Origin of the sequence: Archangium sp., assembly GCF_036389735.1 — a bacterium.
Classification (GTDB): domain Bacteria; phylum Myxococcota; class Myxococcia; order Myxococcales; family Myxococcaceae; genus Archangium.
Map to the genome: position 1 here is coordinate 12,755 of NZ_DASVWK010000084.1, position 16,691 is coordinate 29,445.

At 69.2% G+C, this 16,691-nt stretch carries 14 protein-coding genes; 7 read left to right on the forward strand and 7 right to left on the reverse strand.

All coding sequences use genetic code 11. The annotated features are described in order from the left end of the window. Positions 1 to 166 precede the first annotated feature (166 nt). The 3 genes from VF794_RS03430 (at position 167) to VF794_RS03440 (ending at position 5,775) form a co-directional block, all read left to right on the forward strand. Entirely contained in the window at positions 167 to 2,311 is a 2,145-nt protein-coding gene (locus tag VF794_RS03430; protein ID WP_331107659.1) for a serine/threonine-protein kinase, read from the forward strand. A gap of 21 nt (positions 2,312 to 2,332) precedes the next feature. Beyond that, positions 2,333 to 4,153 (forward strand): DUF4139 domain-containing protein, encoded by a 1,821-nt coding sequence (locus VF794_RS03435; protein WP_331107661.1) that lies wholly within the window; start codon positions 2,333 to 2,335, stop codon positions 4,151 to 4,153. A gap of 134 nt (positions 4,154 to 4,287) precedes the next feature. Then, positions 4,288 to 5,775, forward strand: coding sequence for a right-handed parallel beta-helix repeat-containing protein (locus tag VF794_RS03440; protein WP_331107663.1), 1,488 nt, complete (start codon positions 4,288 to 4,290; stop codon positions 5,773 to 5,775). A gap of 24 nt (positions 5,776 to 5,799) precedes the next feature. Here VF794_RS03440 and VF794_RS03445 read toward each other — a convergent pair whose 3' ends face one another. After that, on the reverse strand, positions 5,800 to 6,999 hold the full coding sequence (locus tag VF794_RS03445) for a cytochrome P450 (protein WP_331107666.1): 1,200 nt from the start codon (positions 6,997 to 6,999) through the stop codon (positions 5,800 to 5,802). A gap of 123 nt (positions 7,000 to 7,122) precedes the next feature. On the opposite strand from VF794_RS03445, the gene VF794_RS03450 reads away from it, so the two are divergent. Next, positions 7,123 to 7,707 (forward strand): VOC family protein, encoded by a 585-nt coding sequence (locus VF794_RS03450; protein WP_331107668.1) that lies wholly within the window; start codon positions 7,123 to 7,125, stop codon positions 7,705 to 7,707. 103 nt (positions 7,708 to 7,810) lie between these two features. Here the strand turns inward: VF794_RS03450 and VF794_RS03455 are convergent, their stop codons facing one another. Further along, a complete protein-coding gene (locus VF794_RS03455) occupies positions 7,811 to 8,341 on the reverse strand; it encodes a hypothetical protein (protein WP_331107670.1) in 531 nt (176 codons plus the stop codon). A gap of 163 nt (positions 8,342 to 8,504) precedes the next feature. After that, entirely contained in the window at positions 8,505 to 9,236 is a 732-nt protein-coding gene (locus VF794_RS03460; RefSeq protein ID WP_331107672.1) for a peptidase inhibitor family I36 protein, read from the reverse strand. 449 nt (positions 9,237 to 9,685) lie between these two features. On the opposite strand from VF794_RS03460, the gene VF794_RS03465 reads away from it, so the two are divergent. After that, positions 9,686 to 10,573, forward strand: a complete 888-nt coding sequence (locus tag VF794_RS03465) for a YihY/virulence factor BrkB family protein (protein ID WP_331107674.1) — start codon at positions 9,686 to 9,688, stop codon at positions 10,571 to 10,573. 41 nt (positions 10,574 to 10,614) lie between these two features. Here VF794_RS03465 and VF794_RS03470 read toward each other — a convergent pair whose 3' ends face one another. The 4 genes from VF794_RS03470 to VF794_RS03485 form a co-directional block, all read right to left on the reverse strand. Continuing rightward, positions 10,615 to 12,261: a serine/threonine-protein kinase gene (locus VF794_RS03470; RefSeq protein WP_331107676.1), complete on the reverse strand. Its 1,647-nt coding sequence runs from the start codon at positions 12,259 to 12,261 to the stop codon at positions 10,615 to 10,617. Positions 12,262 to 12,273: 12 nt separating this feature from the next. Beyond that, positions 12,274 to 13,257 carry a tetratricopeptide repeat protein gene (locus VF794_RS03475; RefSeq protein WP_331107678.1) on the reverse strand — a complete coding sequence of 328 codons (984 nt, stop codon included), beginning with the start codon at positions 13,255 to 13,257 and terminating at the stop codon, positions 12,274 to 12,276. Continuing rightward, the gene (locus VF794_RS03480) at positions 13,257 to 14,228 is read right to left on the reverse strand and encodes a PEGA domain-containing protein (RefSeq protein ID WP_331107680.1); all 972 of its coding nucleotides are present in this window, start codon (positions 14,226 to 14,228) and stop codon (positions 13,257 to 13,259) included. The genes VF794_RS03475 and VF794_RS03480 overlap by 1 nt, the downstream gene beginning before the upstream one ends. A 213-nt stretch (positions 14,229 to 14,441) precedes the next feature. After that, entirely contained in the window at positions 14,442 to 15,653 is a 1,212-nt protein-coding gene (locus VF794_RS03485) for a methyltransferase (protein ID WP_331107682.1), read from the reverse strand. Positions 15,654 to 15,901: 248 nt separating this feature from the next. On the opposite strand from VF794_RS03485, the gene VF794_RS03490 reads away from it, so the two are divergent. Both VF794_RS03490 and VF794_RS03495 read left to right on the forward strand, forming a co-directional pair. After that, positions 15,902 to 16,300 carry a hypothetical protein gene (locus tag VF794_RS03490; protein ID WP_331107684.1) on the forward strand — a complete coding sequence of 133 codons (399 nt, stop codon included), beginning with the start codon at positions 15,902 to 15,904 and terminating at the stop codon, positions 16,298 to 16,300. 129 nt (positions 16,301 to 16,429) lie between these two features. Further along, positions 16,430 to 16,681, forward strand: a complete 252-nt coding sequence (locus VF794_RS03495) for a DUF6310 domain-containing protein (protein WP_331107686.1) — start codon at positions 16,430 to 16,432, stop codon at positions 16,679 to 16,681. Positions 16,682 to 16,691: the final 10 nt, after the last annotated feature.

Consider the following 16,691-nt stretch of genomic DNA (forward strand, 5'->3'; position numbering starts at 1 on the left):
GGTGCACCCGGCAAGGGGTGGAGCGGGGGAGCAAGGACATAGGGGAGGGTCCGGGGGGAAGACGGACGGGGTAAGCCTACCCCAAGCCGATGGCCCAGGGAGAGCCCCCTTTTCCATGAATTCCCCGGGTGCGAGGACCGCCACGTATCCGGTAGAGTGGGCCCCAATGACCCAGCAGTTCGGAAAATACCTCCTGCTCAAGCGCCTGGCGCTCGGTGGGATGGCGGAGATCTGGCTCGCCAAGCAGCTCGGGGTGCAGGGCTTCGAGAAGCTCGTGGTGGTCAAGAAGATCCTCGAGCAGTTCGCTGGCGAGAAGGAGTTCGTCCAGATGTTCCTGGACGAGGCCCGGCTGGCGGCCACGCTCAACCATCCCCACGTGGTCCAGATCTACGATCTGGGTCAGGAAGGCGTCTCCTTCTACATCGCGATGGAGTTCATCGCGGGGCATGACCTGCTCTCGGTGCTGCGCAAGTGCAAGCACGCGCAGCTCGCGTTGCCGCCGGAACTCGCCGCGCGCATGGTCGCCGGGGCGTGCGAGGGCCTGCACTACGCCCACACCCGCAAGGACCACCGGGGCAATCCGCTCAACATCGTCCACCGCGACGTGTCGCCCTCCAACCTGCTCGTCACCTACGACGGCGGCTTGAAGGTGGTGGACTTCGGCATCGCCAAGGCCGAGTCGCACAGCACCAAGACGGAGGCGGGCAAGCTCAAGGGCAAGTTCAGCTACATGTCCCCCGAGCAGATCCGCGCCGAGCCGCTCGACGCCCGGAGCGACGTGTTCGCGCTCGGCATCGTCCTGCATGAAGTCCTCGTGGGCCGCCGGCTCTTCAAGCGCGACAACGAGCTGGCCATCATGCAGGACATCCTGGAGGGCGAGGTCCGCGCGCCCTCCGAGCTGCGTTCCGACGTGCCCCAGGCGCTCGACGAGATCGTCCTCAAGGCGCTCCAGAAGGACCGCAGGAAGCGCTACGCCAGCGCCCAGGAGATGCAGCTCGCGCTGGAGAAGTACCTGAACACCACGCCCGAGCCGCCCACCAGCGTTCACGTGTCCCAGTTCATGATGAACCTGTTCGCCGAGGAGCACCTCGCCTACCAGCGACTGCTCCAGGAGCTGCCCACGGCCGAGCCGGATCAGCTGGTGAGCATCTTCGAGCAGGGGCACCGCACCTCCAACTCGCAGCTCTCCGGCTTCACGACGCCGAGGGGCCAGCAGCGGGAGGGAGACGAGCCCGCGACGCAGATCGCGGAAGTGGAAGAGGAGGCGGTGCGCCGGCCCACCCGCCGCAAGGGGATGGTGGCGGCGGTCGCCACCGTCGCGGCCGTGGCCCTGGCCGGGGTGCTCGCCTTCGTGCTGACGCGCCCCCCCCCGCCCCCGCCGGAGCCCGTGGTGGGCGAGCTGACGGTGGAGAGTGCTCCCCCGGGTGCCACCGTGCTGCTGGACGGAAAGCCGACGGCGGTACGGACGCCGGGGGTCCTCCGGGAGCTGGCGCTCGACCGGGAGCTGCACGTGCGCTTCGAGAAGGAGGGCCGGGAGCCGCGCGAGGTCTCGGTCCGGCTCACGAAGCAGGGCGCGACCAAGACCATCTCGGTGGATCTGCCCGCCGAGCAGGCCCGGCCCGGCGGACTGGAGATCGTCACCGAGCCGCCCGGGGCGACGGTGGTGCTCGACGGCAGGACGCTGGAAGGGGCAACCCCCCTGACGGTGTCCGAGCTGGCCTCCGGGGTGGAGCACTTCGTGCGTGTGACCCTCGAGGGCTACCAGGAGGAGACGACGACGGTGAAGGTGGAGCCCGGCGCGACGGCCCCGGTGAAGCTCGCGCTCAAGGCGATTCCGCCCCCCGAGCCGCCGCCCGCCTCCGCTGCCGACGCGCGCGGGAAGAAGGGGAAACGGGAGAAGCAGACGGGCGAGGTGGTGCTCTCCAGCACACCGGCCGCGGACATCCTGCTGGGCGCCAGGAAGCTGGGGCGCACGCCGGCGACGGTGACGCTGCCGGCGGGCAAGGTGGCCCTCACCTTCGTCAACGCCGAGCTGGATCTTCGCCAGACGGTCTCGGTGGACGTGGAGGCGAAGGGCACGACGCGCAACACCATCACCTTCCGCAAGGGGAAGATCGCCGCCGATGCCACGCCCTGGGCGGACGTGTACATCGGCAACCGCAAGCTCGGCACCACGCCGCTCGCGCCGCGCGAGGTCTACGAGGGCAGCTACATGCTGCGCCTCGTGAACAGCGAGCTGGGCGCAATCAAGACGGTCAAGGTCGTGGTGGAGCCCGGAAAGACCACCGTGGTACGCGAGCGGATGGAGTAACACCGCCGCGAGGAAGCCCGCATGTCCCGATGGAAGAGGTGGTCCCCCCTGCTCACGTGCGGCGCCCTCTGTGGCGCGCTCGCCGCCGGTTGCGCTCACGGCCCGGGAGTGTCCGCGCCGGACCTGGAGCTGAAGCGGGTGGTCGTCTACCGCAACGGCGTGGCGTACTTCGAGCGCGCGGGCACGGTGCGCTCGGACCAGGTGCGGTTCCGCGTGCGCCCCAGCCACGTGGGTGACTTCCTGGCCACGCTGGCGGTGATGGAGCAGGGAGGCAGCTCGGTGCGCTCGGCGTCCTTCCCGGTGCGCCGGGGCAAGAAGTCCAAGGGCACCGAGGAGCTGGAGACGGTGGTCCTCGACCTGGACGGCGAGGAGCACACGCTCACGGTCGGCTACGTGTCGGAGCAGCCCATCTGGCGGCCCTCGTACCGGCTGGTGTTTGGCGAGAGCGGCGCGCCCGCGCTCCAGGCGTGGGGCATCGTGCAGAACCTCTCCGGCGAGGACTGGGAGGACGTGTCGCTGTCGCTGGTGGCGGGGGCTCCCATCTCCTTCGAGGCCACGCTCGCCACGCCGGTGACGCCGCGCCGCCCGGTGGTGTCCGACCTGGGCGAGCTCATCGCCGCGGTGCCAGAGGGGGACAGCTCGCTCGCGGAGGAGCACGAGCAGCCCCGGGAGGTGCCGCAAGAGCGGCCCGAGATGGAGGAGCAGGAGCCCGACATGGATTCGGTGGAGGCTTCCCCACCGTCCATCGACGTGGGCTCCATGCCGCCGCCACCCCCTCCGCCCATGTCCCAGGTCCCGCGTCCCAGCTCCTTGATGGCCGGGGCCACGGTGACCGCGGGCCAGACACGCTACGACGTCCACACGCCGGTGACGGTGCCGGACCAGAGCGCCACCATGGTGCTGCTGGTCGCCCAGGAGGTCCCCGGCGAGTCGGTCTTCATGTTCGCGCCGGACGACGGGGTGCCGGACTCGGCGCGGCACCCGTTCCGCGTCGCGCGCTTCACCAACAGCACGGCGGGGCTCCTGGAGCGTGGACCCATCGCCGTGTACTCGGCGGGCACATTCCTCGGCCAGGGCGTGCTGGAGCCGCTGTCCACGGGCGGCCAGGCCACCGTCCCCTTCGCCCTGGAGCGCGGACTGGCGGTGGACTCGAGCCAGCGCGTGGACATGGGAGGCGCGCGGCTCGCTCGCGTGGAGGGCTCCCAGTTCTACATCCAGGAGGAGCGCGTCACGCGCAGGGAGTACCGCGTGCGCAACGGCGGCACGGAGGAGGCCAAGGTCCTGCTGCGGCACTCGCGGCTGTCCCCGGACGCGCGGCTCGAGGCGCCTCCTGGCACGGAGGATCGCGTGGGAGAGGGCATGGCCCTGGTCCCGGTGAAGGTGCCCGCGCGCGCCACGGAGATCGCCGTGGTGCAGGAGTACGAGCTGCTGGCGTCGGGCGCCATGGACTGGATGAACCCGCGGGTCGACGAGGCGGTGAAGAGCTACCTGCGCGACCCGCGGGCCTCGCCCGACGTGGTGGCGAAGCTCCGGGCGGTGTGGGACCTGCGCGACCAGTGGAGGGAGACGGCCCAGACGCTCGAGAAGCTGAGGGCGGAGCGCAACTCGCTGGAGGGCATCAGCCGGGCGACCCGCAACAACCTCAAGGCCCTGGAGAAGGCGCCGGCCAGCGCGAACGACGTGCGCAAGCAGCTGACGAGCCGGCTGGGGGATCTCGACAAGCGGCTCGCGGAGGTGACGGAGCGGTTCGTGCGCACGGAGCTCCAATTCAACGAGCTGCGCGCGAGCTTCGAGAGCGCCGCCCGCGAGGTGCGCATCACGGAGCCGCTGCCGCGGCAGTGAGCGGAGAAGTGGGACAAGGGAGCCGCGTGTAGCCCGTCTGCCCCAGACACTCGGGGCCAACCCTCCCTTGATCCCCTCTTGCCTCGTGGCGAACTTCGGGCTGCGGTAGGGGGCGGGTTGGAGGGGGGACAGGCATGATGCGAGCGGCGAGGGGCGAACGGAGCTTCAAGGGGACGTGCGGACTGTTCACCTGCTTGCTGGTGCTGGCCTGTCAGCCAGAGACGCCAGCGCCCCGGTTGTCCGCCGGTGAACCGGAGACGCCCGCGCCCCAGTTGTCCGCCGGTGAACCGGAGACGCCCGCGCCGGAGTTGCCCGCCGGTGTGCCGCCGTCCCCCCAGCTCCCGTCAACGCCCCAGGTTCCACCAACTCCTCAGCAGGAGGTGCCCACGGGCCGGAGCTGGTACGTGAGCCGGACGGGCTCGGACGGCGCGGCGGGCACGCGTCAGGCCCCCCTGCGCACCATCGGCCGAGCGGTGGCGCTCGCGCGCCCGGGCGAGGTCATCCGGGTGCTGCCGGGCGTGTACGCGGAGACACTCCTCCTGGAGTCCAAGGGCTCGGGCGTGGCCGCCGTCACCCTGCGAGGAGAGGGCTCGCCGCGTCCCATGCTGGTGCCAGGTAACAAGACCCGGAGCGCGGTCCTCCGCGTGCAGGGGCGCTGGAACCTGGAGAACCTTCAAATCGACGTCGGGGGTGCGCGGATGTTCGCCGTCCTCTTCGACAGCACGGCCAGCCACTGCTTCCTGTCCGGGAGCGAGCTGAAGGGAGGGACCTCCGGCGCCGGAGTGCTCGTGGAGGGCGCGCGGAACATCACCGTCCAGAACAACTCCATCCACCACTTCATCAAGCCCGGGACGGACGCCCATGGCGTGGCGGTGGTGGGCCCGTCGCGTGGCCTCGTCATCCGGAACAACGACATCCATCACAACTCGGGCGACTCCATCCAGTGCCAGGGGAACGTGGCTCCCGTCGAGAACGTGCTCATCGAGGGCAACACGCTGCACGACGAGGGCGAGAACGCGGTGGACCTCAAGGGCTGCCGGCACGTCGTCATGCGTGACAACACCGTGTACGGGTTTCCCAACGCGGCGGTCCGCCCGGTGGGCAGCTCGGCCGGGGAGGCGGTGGTGATCCACCAGTCCGCCTCCCACATCCTCATCCAGGGCAACACCATCTCCCGTGCGGGCCGGGGTGTCTCCCTCCTGCACGCCAGCCCCCTGTCCGAGGATGTGCGGGTGGCGGACAACCACTTCCAGGACATCCGCAACATGCCGGAGGGCAACGGGCAGGCCGTCCGCATCGAGAGTGCCCGGAGGGTGTGGGTGGAGGGCAACACCATCGAGAACACGGCCAGCTACGGGCTGATGCTGGCGGCGGACGGCTCGGCGGTGGAGGGGCTCGTCGTCCGGAACAACATCCTGCGGGGAGGGACGCGGCCGTTCCTGCTGCGGCTGGGGCCCAGCAGCTCCCGCCCGGGAGCCCTGCTGGAGGACAACCACTACGCCGAGGGTGGCGTCCTCAAGGCCGATGGCGTGCTGGAGCAGCTCACGCTCTCGTCGCCGGAGAAGCTCGAGGTGTGGCGCAAGGCGCTCGGAGGAGACGAGGGCGCCACGTTGCTGGAGTGAAGCGCCCTCCGCCATCCCCGGTCATCATCCGCCCAGCACGAGCGGCAGCGACTTGTAACCGAGGCTGACCGGGGCCGCCTGCTGCCGTACCGCGGGCCCCTCACCCCGGCCGAGCGTCGGGAAGCGATCGAGGAACGTGTTCAGCGTGATGCGCGCCTCGAGCCGGGCCAGGGGGGCACCCAGGCAGAAGTGGGTGCCGAGCCCGAAGCCCAGGTGCTGATTGTTCGTCGGGCGCTCCGGCCGGAAGGAGTCCGGATCCTCGAAGACGGCGGGGTCCCGGTTCGCCGCGCCATAGACGATGTCCACGACCTCCCCCGCGGCGATCTCCGCCTCGCCGATCCGCACCGGCCGGGTCGTGATCCGGGGGAACCGCTGCACCGGGCTCTCGTAGCGCAGCACCTCCTCGATGATGGGCTCGACCAGCGAGCGGTTCTCACGCGCCCGTTGCCAGAGCTCCGGGCGGTCCGCGAGGAGGGCCATCATGTTGCCGATCAGGTTGGTGGTCGTCTCGTTGCCCGCGATGAGCAGCACGGCCGCGAAACCACGGATCTCCGCGTCCGTCAGCGAGGCCCCGTCGACCTCGGTCGCGACGAGCGCCGAGATCAGATCCTCCGCCGGCTGCGCGCGGCGCGCGGCGATGATCTGGGTCAGGTAGACCATCATCTCCTGGGTCCTGCGGGCGCGCTCCTCCGCCGGGATGCCGACGTAGGCGATCACCGCCTCCGACCAGAGCTTGAACGACGGGTAATCGCTGGCCGGGACTCCCAGCATCCCGGCGATGACCCGCATCGGCAACGGGACGGCGTAGGTCGCCATGAGTTCCACGGGACCCTTGGTGCCAGCGGTGTCGAGCAGCTCGTTCGCGGTGCGTCCGATCCACTCCGAGAGCGAAGCGATGCGCTGCGGGCTGAACGCCTTGCTCACGAGCCGCCGCATGCGGGTGTGGTGGGGCGGGTCATCGTGCAGGAGCGACATCTTGGGCATCGTCTTGAACACCGACGTGCTCTGCGAGGAGAACGTCTCGGGGTCTCGGATGGCGGCCAGGACGTCGGCGTGGCGCAGCAGCCCCCAGGCGTAGAGGGGCTCGGTCCGGCCCGTCATGGGACCGGCCGGCAGGCGCAGATAGCGCACGGGAGAGGGGCCCCTGAAGGCGCGGTAGGCGGGGTAGGGGTCGGCAATCCCCGTGGGGGTGCCAAGCACGTCAGGCGAGATGGGAGCGTCCATGCGGCCCATCTGACTTCATGGAGTGCCTGCGCGACAACCCCCTGAAGAGTAGGAGATCGTTGAAGCGAGTCTTGAATCGCTCCAGGATGGGGAGTTGGACGTGCATTCCCGGAGGGGTGAACCATGGCGATGAAGAAGGCCAAGAAGGCAGTGGAGCGGATTCGCACAGCGGTGAAGAAGGTGGCCAAGAAGGTGGCCAGCAAGGCGCCCATGAAGAAGGCGCGCGCGAAGAAGGCGCTGCCGATTCCGAAGGGCTACCACGTGGTCACGCCGAGCATCGTGGTGCGCGGCGCCGACAAGGCCATCGAGTTCTACAAGAAGGCGTTCGGCGCGAAGGAGCTGAGCCGGATGCCGGGGCCGGATGGGAAGCTGCTGCACGCGGAGATCAAGATCGGCGATTCGATCGTGATGCTCTCGGACGAGTTCCCTGGCATGGGCTCGTCCTCGCCCGAGACCATCGGCGGCACCCCGTCGAGCCTGATGATCTACACGCGTGACGTGGATGCGCTGTTCAACCAGGCGCTGGCCGCGGGCGCGAAGGTCTCGATGCCCCTCGCGGACATGTTCTGGGGAGATCGCTACGGACGGGTCAAGGATCCGTTCGGCCACGACTGGCAGCTCGCGACCCGCAAGGAGGACCTCACGCCGAAGGAGATGGCCAAGCGCGCCGCGGCCGCGATGAGCGGACCGCCGCCGCAGCAGGGCTAGGCCTACACGACTGAGCCGGTGGAGGCAGGTCCTGACGGAAGTCGAGGCCGGAAGCCGCTGCGCCGTCAGCGGTTTCCGGCCTCTGTTTTTTCCGCCACGCCGCTCAGCGCGCCGCGCTCGCGAGGTGGAGAGGGAAGGGCGTGGCGGTGAACGGCAGCACCACCTCACAGGCGACCCGACACGCGCCGCCGCGACACCCGTCTCGCGCGCTCAAGGTCAGCGTTCCCGTCCAGCTCTCCTCTCCGGGGGTGAGGACGAGCTCCGCCCAGGTGTGGCGTGTGATGACACTCGTGCCCTCCAGGCGCGCTTCGAAGCCCTGGAAGGAGAAGTGCCCCCCGGCACCGCTGAGCCGCTCGGGCAACGTCACCCATCCCGCGTCGCCGAGGACGAAGGAGGGGGCGCCTGCTTCGAGCACGCTCGAGCCGCGCTCGCCATCCTCGTGCAGCACCCAGGTCGAGCTCCGCTCCGAAGCGGGCGCGGCCTTCGGGGTCATCGCGGGCGTGCGAAAGCAGGAGGAGGGCAGTGCCGAGAGTGCCGCGCTCTCCAGGTCCACACGGAGCTGCTGCCGCGTGTCCTCGCCGCCGGGCGCGGTCGCCACCAGGTAAGAGGCCACGAGCGTGAGGAGACTCTTCATATGCCCGGCACTCTCATCCCGGGGACGGAGGCGGGCAAATTTGTAGCCACCTGTAGCAGCGGCCGGCGTGGTGACACGGCGGCAATGCACGAAGCCCACCGCGAGCCGGAATCCGGCGCGGTGGGCCTCGAGGGGTACTGCGAGTGAGTCGTCGGAGCGTGAGCTACCAGAACACCGCGACGGACGAGGCGCGATCATTCCAGCTGTTCCAACGGAAGCCGCGCCACCAGTGCCACGTCCACCAGCCGTAGTTGGACAGGTTGTTGAGGGCCCAGCCGCGCGCTACCCACAGGTGATGGCCCCCGAAGTTGGGGTGCTCGGTGAGCAGCGTCCAGCGGGCACAGCCCGAGGCCCACACGGAGGAGATGCGGTCGTTCCAGTACCACCCCAGGTTGGCGTGGCCGTAGCCCGGCGCCACCGCGAACCAATTGCCGCCGTAGTAGGCGTGCTCGAAGAAGAAGGAAGAGTACGGAAAACAGCGCATCGCGGCTGCCCCGTCCACCGGCTCGTTCGAGGGCATCTGGCCCGTCTGCTCCAGGTACCTCTTCAGATCCTCGCCCGTGCGGAAGCCCAGCGCGAGCCGCGACTCGGCGGAGTAGTTGTCCAGCGCGATGTGGGAGAGGTGGATGCCCTCCCGGCCCAACTCCTCGGCCGAGTACACCTTGCCCTCGAAGAGGATGGGCACGTCCGTCAGCAGTTCGTCCTTGGACTCTTCATCCGTCTCCACCGGCGCGTCCTGAAAGGCCTCCTCCACGCTCACCCGGACGATCTCGGCCTCCTTCGCGGGGAGGGGCTCCAGTTCCTTGGGCGGAACGGGCTCCTGGCCAGATGCGAACGCCGCACCGCCCACCAGGCTCAACGCGAGGACGAGATGACCCACGACTTTCCGGAACATGGCTTCTCCTGGATTTCGGGTGAAAACTGGATAACCATTATGTTGGGTTAAAAAAGTTTTACCAGCGAAAAGAGAACATTGATTGGAAGTGGACACAGTCATCGTCCCCCCACCACGATGGGCGAGCGCGTGAAGTCGCCTTCAGGGTCGCAGTTCCTCGTCGAGTTTCTGACCCAGCCCGCCCATGAGCCACACCGACGCTTCGAGGACCGGCTGGGGTGACCTCCTGGCCGAGGGCCGCCTGCCGCGCGTTTCGCGCTGATCTGCCTGGGCGTGTGGCTCAACGCCGTCGATGCCCTGGTGACGGCGACCATCATGCCGAGTGTGGGCGTCGACCTGGGCGGCTACGCCTATTTCAGCTGGGGTCACCGCGCTCCCGTTTCCCTCGGACTCGAGGCCACGGGACGAAGCCGGAGCACTGGCACGCTGCGTGCTGTGTGGCACCGGGCATGACCGTTGCGCTTCGTGCTCGAAACACCTTCCAGCTCTTCAAGAAAGCCGTCTCGGAGTGGAACGAGGACAACGCCCCGACGTTCGCGGCCTCGCTCTCCTACTACACGATGTTCTCGATCGCCCCGGTGCTCGTCATCGCCGTGAGCGTGGCCGGAATGGTCTTCGGCGAGGAGGCGGCGCGAGGACAGATCCAGACCCAGTTGCAGGAGCTCGTGGGCACGAGCGGGGCCGAGGTCATCGGGCAGATGATGATCAGCGCCCGCAAGCCGAGTTCCGGAATCCTCGCGACGGCGTTGGGGGTGATCGCCCTCATCTTCGGCGCCACGGGCGTCTTCGTGCAGTTGCAGGACGCGCTCAACCACATCTGGCACGTCCAACCGCGGCAGCGCAACGGCGTGCTGAACTTCCTGCGCAACCGCTTCCTCTCGTTCGCCATGGTGCTGGTGATCGGCTTCCTGCTGCTCGTGTCGCTGGTGGTGAGCGCCGCGCTGGCGGGCATTGGCGCCTATTTCGATCACCTGTTCCCCGGCTGGGCACTGCTGTGGCAGGGGCTCAACCTGCTCATCTCCTTCGCCGTCATCACCGTGCTGTTCGCGATGATGTACAAGATCCTCCCCGACACGCACGTGGCCTGGCGGGACGTGTGGCTCGGGGCCGCCGTGACGTCCCTGCTCTTCAGCCTGGGCAAGTTCGCCATCGGTCTGTACCTGGGCACGAGCACCGTCTCCTCGAGCTATGGCGCCGCGGGCTCGTTGGCGGTGGTGCTCATCTGGGTCTACTACTCCGCGCAGATCCTCTTCCTGGGCGCGGAGTTCACCCAGGTCTACGCCCGGCGACACGGCAGCCGCGCGCAAGAGGGGGGCGCGGCCGGTGGCGAAGCATAGGCCGAGGTGACGGGGCCGACGGCTGGTTTCCCCCACCTCTTCTACTCGCTCATCACTCCCACGGGGAGCATGGCCTGGCACTCGCCACGACCCCGCTTCGCCTCCCGCACATGCGGGTAGCGCTTGAGCAGTGCGTTGTAGGTCTTGATGGCGGCGCCGCAGTCTCCCGCCTCGGCCTGTGCGCGGGCCCGCTTCAACCGGGCCGACACATCCGTGAGGCTCTCCCGGAGCTCCGCCAACTTGGGCTGGATCTTCTCCACCCCTGGGACGGTCTCCAGCAGGGCGTGTGCGGTGGCCATGTCGCCAGAGATGAAGGCGGCATTCGCCCGAGCCCAGACCTCCTCGGCCAGGAGGTGGCGGCGCATGTCATCCACGTCCGAGCTCTTCGCCTCCGGGAGAGGAGCCGCGGCGGAAGGAGCCACGGCGGGCTCGAGAGTGGGAGTCTCGGGAGTGGGAGCCACCACGGGCTCGGGAGTGGGAGCCGCAGGCGTCGGCACGGGAGGCGGGGAGAGGGAAGGGGAGCGGAACCGCAGCGCCACGGCCCCCGCGCCCAGTCCCAGCAGGACCAACGTGCCCGTGATCAGCGCCCCAGCGCCCAGGCGTGAACCCGCCTTCGCCCGAGGGGCCTTCGGGGACAACAGCGTCTGCGAGATGGCCTCGGGGCTCGCGTGCGACAGGAGCTGGTTGCCAAACGAGGTCGTCAACCCGCTCTCCCGCTTCACCGGGGGCGGCGGGGCTCCCGTTGCTTGCAGTGCTTTGAGATCCGTGGCGAACGCCTCCATGCTGGCATAGCGCACCTCGAGGCTCTTCGCCGTGGCCTTCTGGATGATGGCATCCAGGGCGGGGACGTTCAGCTCCGGCACCACTTCGGCCAGGGACGGCGTGGGCTGACGGAACTGCTTGTTGAGGACCTCCGCCACCGAGGTGCCCCCGATGGCCACCTGCCCCGTGAGCAGCTCGAAGAGCACCAGCCCGAGCGCGTAGATGTCCACGCGCGCGTCCACCTCCTTGCCCTCCACCTGCTCGGGAGCCATGTAGTTGGGCGTGCCCGCCACGAGCCCCTGGGCCGTCACGCGCGTGGCCCCATCTCCCAGGATGCGAGCGATCCCGAAGTCCAGCACCTTGGCGTGGTAGCCCCGCAGCCCGCGGCGCACCACGACGTTCTCCGGCTTGAGATCCCGGTGCACCACCTGCTGTGCGTGCGCATGGGCCAGGACATCCGCGAGCTGCAGGGCGATGTCGACGGCCTCGCTCACGGCCAGCCGACCCTCCCGGAGGAGCAGCTTCTTGAGATCCTCGCCCTCCACGTACTCCATGGAGATGAAGAGGTTGCCCTGCTCGTCCTGCCCGAAGTCATGCAGCGCCACCGCGTTGGGGTGCGCCACCAGCCCGTAGCTGCGTGCCTCGTTGAGGAAGCGCCGGGCAATGGCCTCGTCATGCGACAGGTTGGCGTTGAGGAACTTCAACGCGACCTTGTGCCCCAGCCCGGGCTGCTCGGCGAGGTACACGGCCCCCATGCCCCCTTGTCCCAGCTTGCGCAGGATGCGGTAGCGGCCGGACACCATGCGGCCTTCCATCGGATCCGCCACGGGCTTCAGGGTGAAGAGCTGGGTGCTCCCACATGCCGGGCACTTGTCGGCCCACTCCCCGATCGCCACAGCACACTGCTTGCAGATGAATTGAGACATGGCGGTTCCCTCTCAGCGCCCCGGACTGAAATAGCGCTGGAAGAAGAGTGCCTCCAGTTCCTGGGCACCCTCCCGAGTGGAGCGAGCGAGCGCCGCCTCCACGCGGAGGAAGTCCGTTCGCGCATCATTCGGGAAATGGGCCTCCATCTCCGCGAGGGCCCCCGCGACGTCTCCGGCCCGGTACAACGCCTCGGCCCGCAGCCGACGGTACTCACCACGCTCCGGTTCCGCTTGCGCCGCCTCGGCCAGCAGTTCCTGGGCGCGTGCATGCTGCCCCGCCGCCAGCGCGGCCACCCCTTCCAGGAAGGGCGCACGCGAGGACTCCTCCGGCAGCGGAGTGCCCACCTCGCGAGCCAACGCATACAGCGCCCGCACGGAGGCGGCCTCCTCGGGCTTTGGCGCCTGGCCTCCCAGGGCGCGACGGTGGAGCGCTCCCAGCGTCTCACCCACCGTGGTGTGCAGGCGCCCCGCCATCTCTCCCAGGTCCGGCCCCAGATAGCCCGCGTCCACCAGTGCGCGCAGCACCTCGGCCGACGAGCCCTCGCCCACCAGCCGTCGCTGCTCCAGCACCGAGAAGAAGACCGCCTTCTTGTCCACGTGACCCGCCACCCGCACCTCCGCCACGGTCATCTGCCGGGCGGACTTCATCTTGCGCTCACACAGCTCCAGCTCTCGCTCCGCCTTGGTGCGCTCGGGCGAGCCGGGCGCCGCCTTCACGTAGGCCCGGTAGGCCAGGTACGACTCCACGAGCTGGTTCGCCCCGAACCGCGCACGCGCCAGCCCCAGATACGCTCCCAGCGTCTCCGGCCGCACGCGCGTGGCCTTCAGGAAGGACTCCGCCGCCTCCTCGTACTGGCGCGTGTTGTACAGCCGGCTGCCCTCGGCCATCAGCAGATCGGCGTTTCCCACCGAGGGCCCCACCAGGGGCTGAGCCCCCACCACGCCCGCCCACAGCCCGAGCACCACCAGCACCCAGCTCCGCGACCCGGTGCGCATCAGCGCCCCTCCGCGGAGGCGTTCCCCGTCTCGACGGAAGGCGTCTCCTCTTCCGATTCGGGGTCGAGTTCCTCCGGCTCGGGCAGGGGCGTCAGGTCCTTCTCCAGCGTGAACCGATCTCCAGGAGCCAGGGTGAGCTCCTTCTCATAGGGCTCGTGGCCCTCCCCCTCCAGACGCAGCACATGCCGACCCGGAGGCAGCAGGAGGTCCACGTCGCCAAAGCCCCGCTCCTGACCATCCACCAGGATGCGCGTGTGCTCGGGCGTCGGGGCGGAGATGACGAGCCGCGCCTGCGCCTCGCGGAGCACCTGCTCGAGCTTCACCCGCGCCAGGGCCCCCACCACCTGGGACACCTCGGCCGACTGGTACGAGGCCAGCTCGAAACGGAAGGTGTGCTCGCCGGGCAGCACCTGGGTGGACACCGGGGTGGTCCCCATCCGCACGCCATCCAGGAAGAGGGTGGCTCCCGGCGGCGTGGAGACGATCTCCACCGTGGCCGCCAGCGAGTACACCTTCACCAGCGCTCCCGTCAGCGCCTTCTCGAAGTGGGCATCGGTGGCGTCGCCCTCCAGGCGCTGGCCCGTCTTGCGCACCCGGACCGCGCGGAACCGGAAGCCGCTGCCGTCCTGCCCGCCCTTCACCAGCACCACGGACTCGAGCCCGAGCTCCTGCATCCACGTCCCCAGGGGCTCACGGCACTCCCGCTTGTCCAGGAGACAGCCCGTGGGGAGCCGGCGGCCTTCCAGCCACGTCGCCAGGGCCTCGTGGCCAATGAGCTGGCCCGCCTTGGCTTCCGGGGGCATCATCGCGTTGATGGACTGTTCCGCACGCTGGGCGACCGCCTCCTGACCGGGGTAGAGCGGCTGCACCATCATCAACGTCCGGGCTTGTGGCTGAGCGGCCGATGCCTCCGCGGGGGCGGCACCCGGGACCAGGGCCAGCCCCAAGCTCAAGAGATAGGTGACGAGCATGGGCATTCCAGGGCGAGGGTACACTTTCAGGCACAGGCTGTCCCCTCCGCGCCCGGATGTTCCCCGAATGCCAGGGGCCTGACCAGGGACCTGTGCTCCCGGGAGACGACCTCCCGTGTCGCCCTCCTTGCCTGCCCAGCGAGGAGCCAGGCTGTATTCCTAGGCCCCCAGGGCACCTTCCCTGGGCACCCGTCCGCGGCCCTCCTCTTCGCCCTAGGCGTTGGACGCGATGAGCGCGATGTTGCGGGGGGACAGGCGCGGGTCGAAGACCTGCAGGAGCTCGACCCGGAAGCCCATCTCCTCAAGGAGGATCGCGCGGTCGAGCAGGAGCACGACCTCCAGCGCCCTCGCGAACCGGTCCCGCAGCAGATGACAGAGGAGGATGCGCCTCGTCTCGGAGCGGACGGACTCCTCGAAGGCCTCCAGCCCGGCGTCCGTCATGCCGGTCTCGAGCCCCAGGTGCTCCAGCCGGTTCCTCGCATAGACGGCGAAGCTTCCGGCATAGAGCGCCCTGGGCGCATCCCTCGCCCGCACGAAGCCGCGCTCGGGAAACTCCCTCCTCGAGAGGAGTTCGAACGCGAAGCGGTGCGCATACACCCGCTTCATCAGCGCGAACTCGGCCTCGCTCTTGTGGTGCCGTTCCCGCGTCGCCAGCGCCAGGGCGTACCGTGTGAAGGGGAGGCGGTGGGTTTCCCCAAAGCGGGAGACCGGGTAGTCCCGTGCGGCGTCCAGCTTGTCGTAGCAGCAGCCCACGTTCAGGAGGAAGCCCGCGTCCTGGCTCTTGCGAATCTGCGTGAGGGCGAGCGGCCCGCAGGTGTGCAGGCCGATCGAGGCCCGGTCCCGGCCGCGGAACAGCGGGTCGAGTTCGCTCTGCGGCCCATCCTCGACGGAGGCGTGGAGGAAGCCCAGCTTGTCCCGCGGCGGGCTCCGGGCTCTTCGCAGCCAGTCCCGGCCCTTCTCCTGCAGCGCGGCATCCCGATCGATGCTGTGGAAGGTCCAGTCGAAGGTCCTCACACAGAGGCGAGCGAGATGTCCCATTCCGCCACCGATGTCGACCGCCTGGCGGATGGCCCGCGTCCTCGGCGCGAGAAGGGCGAGGACCCGCTCGATCTCATGGGTCTTCTTGGCGTTGAGCCCCTGGGCCTCCGTGGTGGTCAGCCCATGGACACCCTGGTGCAAGGGCAGCCCGGTCAGCCGCTGAAGCGCGAGCAGGAGCGCATGCAGCGACGCTGGCGGGTCACCGGCAAGCTCCCCCAGGTCCAGCCTCCGCTCTCCCGTTTCATCGAGGGATTCCGCATAGGACAGCCAGGAGTCGGGATAGGCGGCGCCGGACTCCGGCCAGTTCTGGAGGATGGAGCGAGACCAGAGTTCGGACCAGGGCCCGAGCAACTCGGAGAGCGCCTCCAGTCGAGCTCGAAAATCCATGGCTTTTCCTCACGTCCCCTGGCGCGCGATCGAACGCGCCGCGGGCGCGCTGGAGGGATGCTCCCCGCACGCTAACACGCACCTTCACGCGAACGGCAGGCAGGGGCTGGAGGGGCGGCCTGGCCCCCCCGCCCGAGCCGCTCGCTCCCGCCTTCCGACCGCTCATCCAGGGCGGACCCTGCCTCGGCCCCCTCCTGCGTTACCTCTGCTCCTGCCCGGCACGCCCGCCGGCCGTAAGGAGACGCTCCATGCGAACCACCCACCCCCGTACCGCGTACCGCGCCGGCCTCGGCCTGGCGATCCTGGCCATCCTGCTGCTCGTCTGGCTCAGCCTCGGCGTCGGCATCATCGGCGGCGACGGCGATCCCGTGAACCGGGTGTACGGCACCGTGCTCGCCATCGGACTCGTCGGCGCGGTGCTCGCGCGTTTCCGGCCGCGGGGCATGGGGCGCACGGTGCTCGCCATGGCGGCCGCGCAGCTCGCGATCGCGGTGATCGCCTCGATCGCCGGCTGGGGCATGCCCTACAGCGGGCCGGTCGAGATCCTGGCCATCAACGCTTTCTTCGTCGCGATGTTCGTCGCGTCGGCGCTGCTGTTCCGGCATGCCACGCGTACGCAGGTCGAGCGGGGCGTGGCTCCCCCCTGATGGGGTGGCGCTACGCGGTCCCCCTGCTGGAGACGCGTCGGGGCCTGAAAATACCGAGGCCGGAAACCCCTGATTGCTCAGCGGCTTCCGGCCTCGGTTTTCAGTATCCCCGACGGGATTCGAACGTAAATGCCCTGGACGGACAGGGGTGCCACGCGCACGCTCTGGGAGGTCAAGACCGACAATTTCGACACGTACCCGCCCGACCTTCGAGAAATTGTGGTCGAGAATCAGGTGGAAAAGTTGCGGCATGAGCGCGCCCTCGCTCTGGCTTGTGGATTTGACTTCCGGGTCGGCGTGCGGAGCCCCGCGCACAAGGAGGCGCTGGAGTTCGCGGCCCGCGATCTTAACGGACTCATCGTCGTCATGGAGTGGTGCTGAGATGCCGGCT